Source organism: Streptomyces mutabilis (genome assembly GCF_014649815.1).
GTDB classification, from domain to species: Bacteria; Actinomycetota; Actinomycetes; order Streptomycetales; family Streptomycetaceae; genus Streptomyces; species Streptomyces mutabilis.
Window position 1 is genome coordinate 1 of the sequence record NZ_BMTT01000324.1, and the last position, 515, is coordinate 515.

Annotated in this window: 1 pseudogene; it reads left to right on the top strand. The window is 35.9% G+C overall.

Annotation, left to right across the window (positions count from 1 at the left end):
• Nucleotides 1–38: 38 nt before the first annotated feature.
• Nucleotides 39–515 (top strand): annotated as a pseudogene (locus tag IE142_RS40505) (hypothetical protein); the annotation flags it as partial.

Sequence of the window (515 nt, forward strand, 5' to 3'; positions counted from 1 at the left end):
GAAATTAATTATTTAAATTTTTAGGAGGATATTTAACAATGAAAAAAATCGCTACAGCTACAATTGCAACTGCAGGAATCGCTACTTTCGCATTTGCACACCATGACGCACAAGCAGCAGAACAAAATAATGATGGGTACAATCCAAACGACCCTTATTCATATAGCTACACTTACACAATCGATGCTGAAGGTAACTACCACTACACTTGGAAAGGTAACTGGAGTCCAGATCGTGTAAATACTTCATATAACTATAATAATTATAATAACTACAACTACTATGGTTACAATAACTATAGCAACTACAATAACTACAGTAATTACAACAATTACAACAACTATCAATCAAACAACACGCAATCACAAAGAACAACTCAACCGACTGGTGGTTTAGGCGCAAGCTATTCAACATCAAGTAGTAATGTTCACGTTACAACAACTTCTGCGCCATCATCAAACGGTGTATCTTTATCAAACGCTCGCTCAGCATCTGGTAACTTATACACTTCAGGT